The organism is Streptomyces jumonjinensis (assembly GCF_009600885.1).
Taxonomy (GTDB): Bacteria; Actinomycetota; Actinomycetes; order Streptomycetales; family Streptomycetaceae; genus Streptomyces; species Streptomyces jumonjinensis.
Genome location: NZ_VCLA01000086.1, coordinates 118,419 through 129,163 on the forward strand (window position 1 = coordinate 118,419; position 10,745 = coordinate 129,163).

Annotated in this window: 8 protein-coding genes; 2 read left to right on the forward strand and 6 right to left on the reverse strand. The window is 72.1% G+C overall.

Annotated features, from left to right (window positions below):
- Positions 1-489: 489 nt before the first annotated feature.
- Positions 490-2,118, reverse strand: a complete 1,629-nt coding sequence (locus FF041_RS10845; protein WP_228388132.1) for a hypothetical protein — start codon at positions 2,116-2,118, stop codon at positions 490-492.
- Between the two features lie 155 nt (positions 2,119-2,273).
- Complete coding sequence (gene abc-f / locus FF041_RS10850; protein ID WP_153522405.1) at positions 2,274-3,908, reverse strand: ribosomal protection-like ABC-F family protein; 1,635 nt, start codon at positions 3,906-3,908, stop codon at positions 2,274-2,276.
- Between the two features lie 560 nt (positions 3,909-4,468).
- Between abc-f and FF041_RS10855 the strand changes: the two genes are divergently transcribed.
- On the forward strand, positions 4,469-5,929 hold the full coding sequence (locus FF041_RS10855) for a recombinase family protein (protein ID WP_153522407.1): 1,461 nt from the start codon (positions 4,469-4,471) through the stop codon (positions 5,927-5,929).
- 135 nt (positions 5,930-6,064) lie between these two features.
- Here the strand turns inward: FF041_RS10855 and FF041_RS10860 are convergent, their stop codons facing one another.
- From FF041_RS10860 to FF041_RS10875, 4 genes are all read right to left on the reverse strand, one after another.
- Positions 6,065-7,492 (reverse strand): replication initiator, encoded by a 1,428-nt coding sequence (locus FF041_RS10860; RefSeq protein WP_323391631.1) that lies wholly within the window; start codon positions 7,490-7,492, stop codon positions 6,065-6,067.
- 228 nt (positions 7,493-7,720) lie between these two features.
- Positions 7,721-7,915 carry a hypothetical protein gene (locus tag FF041_RS10865; protein ID WP_153522411.1) on the reverse strand — a complete coding sequence of 65 codons (195 nt, stop codon included), beginning with the start codon at positions 7,913-7,915 and terminating at the stop codon, positions 7,721-7,723.
- Positions 7,912-9,213 carry an FtsK/SpoIIIE domain-containing protein gene (locus FF041_RS10870; RefSeq protein ID WP_153522413.1) on the reverse strand — a complete coding sequence of 434 codons (1,302 nt, stop codon included), beginning with the start codon at positions 9,211-9,213 and terminating at the stop codon, positions 7,912-7,914. Before FF041_RS10870 ends, FF041_RS10865 begins: the two co-directional genes overlap by 4 nt.
- Complete coding sequence (locus tag FF041_RS10875) at positions 9,210-9,557, reverse strand: SCO3933 family regulatory protein (RefSeq protein ID WP_153522415.1); 348 nt, start codon at positions 9,555-9,557, stop codon at positions 9,210-9,212. Before FF041_RS10875 ends, FF041_RS10870 begins: the two co-directional genes overlap by 4 nt.
- 168 nt (positions 9,558-9,725) lie before the next feature.
- Between FF041_RS10875 and FF041_RS10880 the strand changes: the two genes are divergently transcribed.
- Positions 9,726-10,502 carry a GntR family transcriptional regulator gene (locus FF041_RS10880; RefSeq protein WP_153522417.1) on the forward strand — a complete coding sequence of 259 codons (777 nt, stop codon included), beginning with the start codon at positions 9,726-9,728 and terminating at the stop codon, positions 10,500-10,502.
- Positions 10,503-10,745 lie beyond the last annotated feature (243 nt).

A 10,745-nucleotide genomic window follows, 5' to 3' on the forward strand; every position in this document is an offset into this window, starting at 1 on the left:
CGGCCCGATGGAGTGGGCCGGTCCGGCGGCACCGGTCACCTCAGCAGTCCTCAGCAGTAAGGACGGCGTCCCCGCGGTGCGGGGACGCCGTCCTTGTGTTGGGGGGGAGTGGGGGCGGTTCTGCCCGGTGGGCTAACGCCGGTGGGTTGATGCCTGTAGCCCTGTAGCTGTACGTCGGTGGGTTGATGCCCGCGGCTTTACGTCGGTGGCCTTACGTCGGTAGTCGGGTCCTGGTGGCCTTGATCCGGTGGCCTGCCGGGTCCTGGTGGTTCTGATGCGGTGGCCTGATCGGGTGGGCCGGACTCGGTGGTCCGGTTCCGGGGGGCTGATCCGGTCGCCCGGACTTGGCAGTCCGGTTCCGGAGGGCCGGACTCGGTGGCCCGGGTCCCGGTGGGCTGATCCGGTGGCCAGGACTTGGCAGTCCGGTTCTGGTGAGCTTGGCCCAGCGGGCCGGTCCCGGCGGTCCGTCGCCCCGCCCCGCGAGAGCGGTCAGCAGTCTCCCGAGCCCGGCAGTCCGTAGCGGGAGCCGATCCGGTACTCCCCGGCGCGCTCCACCGTCAGCCGGGTCCACTCGCCCGCCCGCGTCAGACACGCCCCCTCGGCCCGCAGCCACGGCGAGTACGCCACCCGTACCGTCACCGACCCCGCCGACTCCATCCGCACCACCAGCTCCGCCGCGTCCCCGCGCACCACCGTCGCAGGGGAGGACGCCAGCGGCACCGCGTCCCGTACCCGGTAGACCGTCCAGTGCTCGTCCCGCCACACCCGCTCCAGCCACTCGGGCTCGGCGCGGACGATCTCTGCCTCGCCCTCGGCCGGGCCGTCCGGCCGGCCGTGCGGCAGCACCACCAGACCCACCGCCCAGCGGTCCAGCCACTGCCGGTAGGTCCGCTCGGTCAGCGAGCCGTCGTAGAAGAGCCTGCCCCGCTCCACATCGAGCTGGCGGTTCCAGCCGCGCGCCAGCGGAGCGTACGGGGCCAGCAGCGTGGCCTCGCGGTGGTTGCGGGCGGGGACCACCTCCACCCGCGTACGGTCGGCCCCCAGCCGCTCCAGCTCCCGTACGACGCCGTCGGTGTGCCGCGCCCACGACGGGACCGCGGTGGACACCGCGAGATCGTCCTCCGTCTTGTCGATCACCCAGACCGTGTTCACCACGAGCACCGCGACCAGCAGAATCCGGCTGAGCGCCGCCCGCGCGCCGCGCCCCAGCACCGGGCCCGCGCCGGCGAACACCGTCAGCGCCGCCGCCAGCAGCACCGGCGGCCCGGCCAGGCCCACCAGCCGCTCCACATTCGTCCCGATCGGCGACGGGATGACGAAGGTGAGCACCACCCCGAGGCCGTACACCCCCGCCCCGTACCGCACCGTCCGCCAGCCGGCGGGCGCGGCGACGATCACTGTGGCGCAGGCCAGCAGCGGCATCCACAGCTTCCCCGACGGCATCGGCATCTCCCCCGAGAAGGGGAAGAGCAGCGTCGTCGCCGCCACCACGGCCGCGGGCGGGACCAGCAGCGCCGCCGCCCGCCGCCACAGCCGCTGGAGCAGCTGCGCCGCGCCCACGACCACCAGGAACAGCCCGGCGACCGGGCTCGCCAGCGTGGCGAGCGTCGCGCACAGCGCGGCGACCCAGGGCCTGCCCATCCGGACCAGCGCGACCAGCGCGATCGCGAGCCCGATCGCGAACGTCGTCCGGCCGGAGGCGATATTGCACCAGACGGCCGCCGCCCCCAGCAGCGCGGGCCACAGCGGCCGGCGCACCCCGCTCCGTACGACGAGACGGGCCAGCGCCCAGGTCCCGAGGAGACCGGCGAGGACGGAGACCGTCCGCACCCCGAGCACGGCCATCAGCGGGGGAGCCAGCACGCTGTAGTTGACGGTGTGCATCCCGCCGTACCAGGAGAGGTTGTACGCCGACGACGGGTGCGACGCCATGAACTCGGTCCACGCGAACTGCGCGGCGAGATCGCCGCCCCCGGTGGCGAGCCAGCCCGCCCACAGCGCGTACAGCGGCACGACGGCCAGGGTGGCGATGAGCGGGACACGCCACTGCCGTCGTGATGGCAGTGGCGTGTCCTGCGCGGCGACTGCGGTGGTCGGTGTGTCCGCTGGGACCGGCATGTCCGCGGTGGTCGGTGTGTCCGCCGGGGCCGGCATGTCCGCCGGGGTCGGCTCGGACGTCGCTGTCGCCTGCTGCTCACTGATCCCCACGGACAACAACCCTACGTGCGGGACAAAACCATTTTTTCCCGGCCTGTCCGGGGTCCGTGGGCCGGTCAGCCGGGCCCGACCGCCCGGCCGGAACTCAACTCCAGCCGCTCACCGCCGAATCCGCTGCGGAACCGCCGGTCGTGGGAGACCACGACGACCGCGCCGGGATAACCCGCAAGGGCGTCCTCCAGATCCTCCACCAGGCTCAGTGCCACGTGGTTGGTCGGCTCGTCCAGGATCAGCAGATCGGCGGGCGTCCGCAGCAGCCGGGCCAGTTCGAGCCGCCGCTGCTGGCCGGCCGAGAGCGCGGCCACCGGCACGGTCAGATCCTCCTCGCGGAAGAGCCCGAGGCCGAGCAGCTCGGCGGTGTACTCCTCGGGCAGCCCCCGGCGGCCCGCCGCATAGGCGTTCAGCAGCGGCTCGGGCGACGGGACGGTCGGCAGCTCCTGCGGCAGATAGCCGATCCGCACCCGCCGGCCCCGGTGGACCGTGCCCGTGTCGGGGCGCAGATCACCGGCGAGGACCCGCAGCAGGGTCGTCTTGCCCGCGCCGTTGGGGCCGGTGACCAGCAGCCGCTGACCGGCCTCCACCCGCAGCCGGTCCAGCCGCAGCCGGTCTCCGACGGCGACGCCGGAGAGCTGGGTCAGCAGCCCCTCGCCGCCCGCCGTCACCGGCCTGGCCCGGAACCGCAGCGGATCCGGCGGCGCGGGCACCGGCTCGCGACGCAGCCGTTCCAGCCGCAGCCGGGCCGCTCTGACCTGCCCGGAGAGCTTCGCCTCATGGGAGCGGCGGTGCTTGCCGAAACCCTCGCCCGGGTCCCTGCCGCTGCTTGCGAGCCGCTGTCCGGCGGCCGTGACGAGTTCCTCCGTACGGGACAGCTCGTCCAGCCACTCCTGGTGCTCCCGGGCCCAGCGGTCGCGGGCGGCGGCCTTCGCGGTGCGGTAGCCCGCCCAGCCGTCGCCGTAGCGGTGGACCGCGCGGGTGTCCCGGTCGACTTCGAGGATGGTGGTCGCGATCCGTTCGAGGAAGGCCCGGTCGTGGGTGACGGCGACGACGGTGCCCCGGTGGGCCCGCAGCCGGTCCTCCAGCCACTCGACGGCCCGCTGGTCCAGATGGTTGGTCGGCTCGTCCAGCAGCAGCAGTTCGGGGGAGGCGGCCAGGACGCAGGCGAGGGCGAGCCGGGACCGCTCGCCGCCGGAGAGGGCGTCGAGCCGCCGTCCGCGTTCGACGCCGGCGAGGCCGAGGCCGTGCAGGGCGGCGTCGACGCGGGCGTCCGCCTCGTAGCCGCCGCGCTCCTCGAAGGCGGTGAGGAGTTCGCCGTACTCGGCCAGCTCCGCCTCACCCGCGTCGGCGCCGAGCCGCCGCTCGGCCTCGTGAAGCCGCCTTTCGAGCTCGCGGAGCCCGGCGAGCGCGGTGTCGACGGTGTTCTGCACGGTGTGGTCCGGGCCGAGACCGAAGGTCTGGCCGAGGGTCTGGGCGAGATGCCCGGTGCCGCCGGGGGCGCTGACGGTGATCTCTCCGGTGTCGGGGGTCTCGGCTCCGGCGATCAGCCGCAGCAGAGTGGATTTGCCGGAGCCGTTCTCGCCGATGACTCCGGCGCGTTCGCCGGGCCGGACGGTGAGGGTGATCTGGTCGAGGACGGCACGGGTGCCATAGGCCTTGGAGACGTCCTTCATGGCCAGTTGGGCGCGTTCGCGCATGGTTCTTTCCCTGGGGATGAACGCCGGCGCCTCGGCGGGCGGCACGGCGAAGCCGATTCGTGGCTGGAGTGGGAAAGGACGCCGACGGGGCGCTGCGGCTCAGTGGGCCGGGCGGCTCATGCGGCCATGCGGGGGCCGTCCCGTCGCGTGGGCGTACCCCGTGCTCAGTGCACGGGTCGGTACGCCGCGTCCACGCGCGGGATCAGACGAAGAAGAACGGCAGAAAGGCACCCATGCGGCGAGTCTAGCGACGCGGGGCCGCCGGGGCACGGCAATAAAGGGTGGTGAGGACCGTCCGCGCCTGCGCCACCAGGAAGGGGCCGCCAGGAGCTCCTGGCGGCCCCTTCCTGGTGGCGGGCGGTGCGTCCGGGCACGACCGGACGGCTTCCGCTGCATGCTCGCCCCCGTGCGTCGGCGCACGCTCGTCGTGTTCGACGCCTCCCCGTGGCTTCGGTCCGCCCGGGCGGGGGCTCAAGCATCCGCCGACGTCAGCCTTCCGCCGGTGCCACGCCGATCGGGCAGGAGACGCCCGTGCCTACCAACCTGTATCCATGTGACCCATGAACCCCACTAGAGGCAAGAGACGAGCGGCGATCTACTGCCGGATCAGTCAGGACAGGGGCGGAGCGGGATTAGGCATCGCACGCCAGGAGGAGGACTGCCGGGCACTGTGCGCCCGCATCGGCTGGCACGTGGTGACCGTGTACCCGGACAACGACGTCAGCGCGTACTCCGGGGCTCCCCGCCCGCAGTGGCGGCAACTGCTGGAGGCGATCGACCGGGGCGAGGTCGACGCCATCGCGGTGTGGCACGTCGACCGGCTCACACGGTCGCCCCGGGAACTCGAAGACGTGATCGATCTCGCCGACCGGCGGGGGATCGAGTTGGCCACCGTGAGCGGAGAGATCGATCTCGCCACCCCCACGGGGCGCATGATCGCCCGCATGCTCGGAGCGGCGGCACGCCATGAGGCCGAGCACAAGGCGGAGCGGCAGAAGAGGCAGCGCCGTCAGGCCGCCGAGGCGGGCCGGGTCTCTGGTGGGGGGAAGCGGCCGTTCGGATACCAGGACGATCACCTCACGGTGCACGAGGAGGAGGCGGTGATCATTCGCGAGGGCGCCCGGCGCGTACTGGCGAACGAGAGCCTTTCGAGCGTCTGCCGGGACTGGCAGGAGCGGGGCATCGTCAGCCCGGCGGGGAAGCCGTGGAAGCCGAGTGGACTGCGCCGGATGCTGGCCTCCGCACGTATCAGCGGACGGAGGGAGCACACGCCACGCGGGTCGTGGGAGGGCACACGCCCACTCCTCGGTGAGATCGTCGCGGATGCGGTGTGGCCCGCCATCATCAGTCAGGAGGACTCCGACCGCTTGCGCAAGGTGCTCAGCGACCCGGCACGGCGACGGCACGTCGAGGGTGAGACGAAGCGCAGCTATCTGCTGTCGGGCATCCTTCAGTGCGCGAAGCCCAGGGAGGACGGCACGCCCTGCGGGTGGGGCCTGACAGGCCGTCCCCGGAGCGGAGTCCCCCGGTACGTCTGCCCGAACACGCCGGGGACGGACGCGTGCGCCGGTACGGCCACGAACGCCGGTCGTACGGACGACCATGTGCGGGACATGGTGCTCGCTGCCTTGGCATCCCCCGGGTTCACGGCCCGGCTGCGCACCCAGGACGACACGGGCGACGACCTCTATGACGAGATCAGGGCCGACGAGCAGGAGCTTGAGGAACTTGCCGAGGACATGGGGGAGCGGCGCATCACCCGTAAGGAGTGGATGGTGGCACGCCAGCCGATCGCCGACCGCCTGGCACGGAACCGGGTGAAGCTGGGACAGGTGTCCAGCACGGCGGTGATCACGAGTTTCGTGGGCACGTTCGAGGACATGCGGGCGCGTTGGGAGCGGATGAACAACTCGCAGCGCCGAGCCGTCGTCAAGGCGTGTGTCCGGTCGGTCGACGTCCGTCCCGCCGATCCCCGGAAACGGTGGGACCCCGACCGCTTCGTCTTCGACTGGATCGCGTAGGGACCGGGTCCCCGGCGGGCGGCTCAGGTTCGACCAGCAGGAAGAGCCGGGCCCGCCCGCTCGATGACGGCAAGGTCCTCGATGACCGGGGGCAGTCCTTGCAGGGCCCGGGAAGCCAGGACTCTCGCCCGGATCTCATCGGGAGCCAAGGGCGTACCCGATCCCGTCGGTCAGCGCCCGCCGGTTGGCCGCGACATCGTCCGCGATCCCAGCCGCGATGAGGGCGGCGCCGGGGGTGTGGCCGGAGCCGAGGTAACGCCAGTGGCGTTCCGTGAGTGCGTCGATGGGGGCGCTGTGGCCGAGATGGTCGGCGCGACCGGCACGCAGGGCCGCGTAGGTGGTGGAGTACGCGCGGGACTTGGTGAGGATGTGGCCGCGATAGCCGAGGGTGTGGGTCCAGGCGCGGAGGCGGAGGGGCGCGTACTCGGGGAGGGCACCGAGCCGCCAGCAGGTGTACATGAGGGTGCGGGCGTGGTCGGTGCTGGTGACAGCGTCGATGTCGGCGCGGTGGCGGATGGGATGGTCCACTCCGGACCCGGCGTCCTGTGCGCCTTTGGTGACGTACTTGGCGATGTAGGCGGCCACCGCGTCATCGCTCGTACCGCCGTCGGCGTTCGTGACGGTGCGGACATCGAGTTGCGAACCCCAGCGCAAGGTCCGCTCACCAACAGCGAGACTGTAGGGGGCCCGGACGGAGACGAGGCGGGCGGCCGTTCGCACCGCTTCCGTGAGGGTGTCTGCGGTCCCCCAGGCGGGTGGGTGGTCGTGCGGGCCGCCGGGGCCGTCGAGGCGTACGACGGCGTGGACGTGCACGGCGGCCCGGCGCTGGTACTCCGCGATCTTGGCGAACGAGAGCCGGGCATGATCGTGGAACCGAGCCCGGGGGATGCCCGCCGAGGCGGCGAGGTGGCGCCGGACGCCACGGGTGAAGCGGTCCCAGAGCTGTCCGGCGTGGGCGTGCCACAGCACATGGGCGGGGTAGTCGTAGCAGTCGGCGCACAAGGGCTGTCCGGCCCGGGGGTCGGTGCGCGTGTGCCGGGCGGCGCAGCCGAGGGGCCGCCCGTGTTCGCAGGTTCCCGGGTCGCGGCGCGGGCGACAGGGGGCACTGTCGGTGGCCCGGTGCACGCGGCCGAAGGAGGTGGCGGTGAGGGTGACGAAGAGGCGGGGCCGGTGCCGTACGGATGCCGGTACGGTCTTGCCGCCCGTGAGGCCGGCGCGGACGAGGTGGTACGTGTCGCCCGCATGCAGACCGGAGCAGGGGGCGCAGACGGTGGCCCGGCGGTTTCCGCACCGGACGAGGAGACGTTCGCCGGGCTCGTCACGAGTGGAGTAGTGGTGCAGGATCTCGCCGGTCGCCGCATTCCGGGTGATGGTGGTGCCGCCGAGGTGGATCGGGTGGGAGCACCCGCCGGTGGCGGTGACCTGTTCGAGCCAGCGGGAGAACTTCGGATCCCGTACGAGGCGGATGGTGTCGCGGTCCGCTTCGGTCAGGTGGCGCAGGCGTGCCGAGCGGTCGAGTTCGGCACGCCTGCCCGCCGGGGTCGTGTTGTCGGGGGTGGTGATGGTGGTGCCCTTCCGGGGTGGGCCGCCGTAGCGGCGCGGAGCATGGCGGTGGGTGCGCGACGGTTCATGGGTGCTCCCAGGTGGGTTGTGGGTGGAGGGTGTATCAGCGGACGGTTCCGGAGCCCCGGCAACAGCGGCAGCGCCGCAGACGTCCGGTGCGGGACTTACGGTGGCGCTCCCCCTTGCAAATGGGGCAGCGCACGGGGCGCATGGGCATGGAGGCTCCTGTCAGGTGGTGATGAAGCCGGAGACGGCCCAGTTGACGACGGAGTCGACGGTGAGGACCACCGGGGTCTGACCGAGGTAGATCCCGAACAGGGTGATGACGACCGCCTGCCAGGCCCGCACATCGCGTGAGCGCACGAGGAGGACGGAGACGATCCCGAAGAGCAGGGCGAAGGGGATGGACGCGTACTCGCTCATTCCTCTTCCCCCTCCCGCATCCCGGCGAGGGTGATTTCGAGGGTCGGCAGGTGGGGAGTGCGAGAGGCATGGCGGGCCACGGTCCCGGCGGTTTCCTCGGGGGTGAGGCGGTGGGAGCGGGCGCGTTCCCAGCCACCGTCGGGGCCGGTGCGGATCGCCACCCCCGGTTCCTCCGGGGTGATCGACTGAGCGGCGGCCACGGCATCCTTGTCGAGATCCCCGAGGGTCATCTCAGCCGTTCCGGAATCATGGACGCGGTGGCAGATCCGGCCGCCGAGCTGCGCCCGCAGGGCGGTCACCCCGGGGCCGAGGTCGGATCCGACACGCTGCCCGGCCACCACCAGATGCAGTCCGAGCGCGCCCCCGAGCTGGACCAGGCGCAGGAGCATGGCGGAACACTGCTCCGACTCGGCACGACCTGCGCGGGTGCCGTCCGAAAGGTACAGCTCCGCCACTTCGTCCACAACGATCACGACCGGCACGGGCCGCAGCTTGGGCGACAGCTCCCAGATGGAACGAGTGTCGTGGCCACGGCACAGCCGCATCCGCTGGTGCAGTTCGATGAGGAGCCCACCGAGAAGGGCGACCGCTTCCCGCCGGGAGGTGGCCAGCGCGGACAGCCGGGGTGCGAAGGGCCCCAGCTCCATTCCGCCCTTGCAGTCGATCCCGACGAGCGCCACGTCCTGCGGGGAGAGTTCGGCGATCAGCCGGGCAAGGAGAGTGGACTTGCCCGACCGGGTGGCCCCGGTGACCAGCCAGTGCGGTACCTCCAGTAGATCGATCACCCAGGCCCCGCCGGACTCGCCGATGCCCACCAGGGCGGACAGCAGTGCCTTGGGGGCCATGGCGAGTCCGGGGCTCGTCAGCGGATCGGACGCGAGGGCGGCGATCCGGACCATGCCCCGTTCCGGGGAGGTCACGCGGACGGCGTGCACCTTCCACGCGTGGGTGAAGGCTTCGGCGGCGGCCCGGTAGACGGCCGGGGTCTGGCCCGGACACATCCGGACCGTCACCGTCAGCCCCAGCCGAGTCGCCCGGGGAAGGGAGGCCCGGGGCACGACCGGCCGCAGCGCGTCACCTATCACCACCAGCCCGCCCAGCAGTGCGCGCGGCGGGCGCCTGTTCACGGCCAGGTCGTTGAGGAGCGCCACCCGGCGCCACGTCGACCACACCCGCAGCGCCGCCGCCGGGTACCCGGCGATGTACCAGTGCCCGACGGGGCAGCGGCGGCGTAACAGCTCCCCGCCCAGTGCCCACAGGAGCACAACGGTTCCCAGCGCCAGGAGCACGGTGCTCATGCGACGCCCCCGTTTTTGGCAGGCGTCACCGGCGTCACCGGGGTCACGGCATCGGCGCGGAAACTGATCCCGTGCCGGTCGCCCATCGCCCAGGCGAACGCGACCAGCCCGGTGACCCGGACCTCCGCCCCCTCGACGACGCCCTTCTGTTCCCCCGGTACGGCGATCTCGATCACCGAGATACGACGTCCGTCCTGCCGGACCGTGACCGCGATGGTGTACACGGGGTTGCCGTCCCGGTCTTTCTTGATCTCCTTCGTCTCCGCGTTGCTGTACTTCACTTCCGGTGCGATGGCGCACCGGAGTACGCCCAGTCGTGCCGTGTCCACGGGGATGGACTGCATGGGTGGCGGCCTCCCTGGCCTCACGGACGCCAGGAACCTGACGTCACTCGTGCTTACGAGTGACGACTATGCATGTCTTGACTCAGGGAGGCAACAACTTATGCTGACGAGTGACGTGAGTAACTGGGGTGGCGACACCCGCGAACCGACAAGGGAAGGCCGAGCGACATGGCAGGTATCGAGCGCCCCGGACCCCTGTACCAGCAGGTGGCCAACGCGATCCGGCAGGGCATCGCGAACGGAGACTTCCCGCCCGGCAGCCCCCTCCCCTCGGAGGCGCAACTCATCGAGCGCTACGAGGTCAGCCGCCCCACCGTGCGCAACGCGATCTCCGCACTGCGGTCGGAAGGGCTCATCGAGGTCCGCCATGGCAAGGGCAGCTTTGTGAAGGGTGCTCCCACCCCGCATCTGACCATCGAGCGGTCCGTCACCCGCACAGGAGCCGCATACGCCTTGGGCGCCCCGTCGTGGCAGGAGGCCCATGAACCCACTGTCCACCGGACCAGAACCACGGCCGAGACCGGCCCGTTCCTCGGACTGGCCGAGGGGGAAGCGCTCTTCGGCGTGGACCGCACACTGACCGACCCGGCGACGGGCGCCCGCGCGCTGCACCGGCTGCTGCTGCCGTTCGCCACCGCCGACCAGGCGCCGGCCCTGGCGGAGAACCCTGGTGCTCCGCTGGAGGAGATCTACTCCGCTCTGGCGCGGGCCGGACACGACCTGACGTGGTCGGAGACGGTACGAGCCCGGATGCCGCAGGGCGACGAACGCGCGGCCCTCGAACTTCCCGACGCGACCCCGGTGATCCACGCGCTCCGCGTCACGCACGGCACGGAGAACGCCCCGCTCCTGCTGGAAGAACTCCGAACGAGCGGCAGCAGGGCCCAGCTCAACTACCGCATCAGCCCCGGCGCCAGCCGCAGCCCGCAAGCAGTCCGGGGCTGACCGGGGCCACCGGTCGAAACTTTCTTCACTTCCTCAAGGCGCCTCGCTCCGCTCGCCGCGCGCGGCCCGGCTCCCCCGGGCCGCCACTCCTGTCTCCGCCCCGCTCCGGCCCGGACCGCCGACCGCGCCAGCGACAGCGCGCTATGACGGGTGGGTAACCCCTCTGTGGCTGGGGGCCGGCTCCACGGCTTTAGGCCAAGGCCGTGAAGTTAGGGGCTGATCGTTGGTGTCACGATGTTGATG

Coding starts and splice junctions, on each gene's coding strand:
- FF041_RS10845 (WP_228388132.1), bottom strand. CDS start 2,118: ATGCCGGTCCCAGCGGACACACCGACCACCGCAGTCGCCGCGCAGGAC.
- abc-f (WP_153522405.1), bottom strand. CDS start 3,908: ATGCGCGAACGCGCCCAACTGGCCATGAAGGACGTCTCCAAGGCCTAT.
- FF041_RS10855 (WP_153522407.1), top strand. CDS start 4,469: ATGAACCCCACTAGAGGCAAGAGACGAGCGGCGATCTACTGCCGGATC.
- FF041_RS10865 (WP_153522411.1), bottom strand. CDS start 7,915: ATGAGCGAGTACGCGTCCATCCCCTTCGCCCTGCTCTTCGGGATCGTC.
- FF041_RS10870 (WP_153522413.1), bottom strand. CDS start 9,213: ATGAGCACCGTGCTCCTGGCGCTGGGAACCGTTGTGCTCCTGTGGGCA.
- FF041_RS10875 (WP_153522415.1), bottom strand. CDS start 9,557: ATGCAGTCCATCCCCGTGGACACGGCACGACTGGGCGTACTCCGGTGC.
- FF041_RS10880 (WP_153522417.1), top strand. CDS start 9,726: ATGGCAGGTATCGAGCGCCCCGGACCCCTGTACCAGCAGGTGGCCAAC.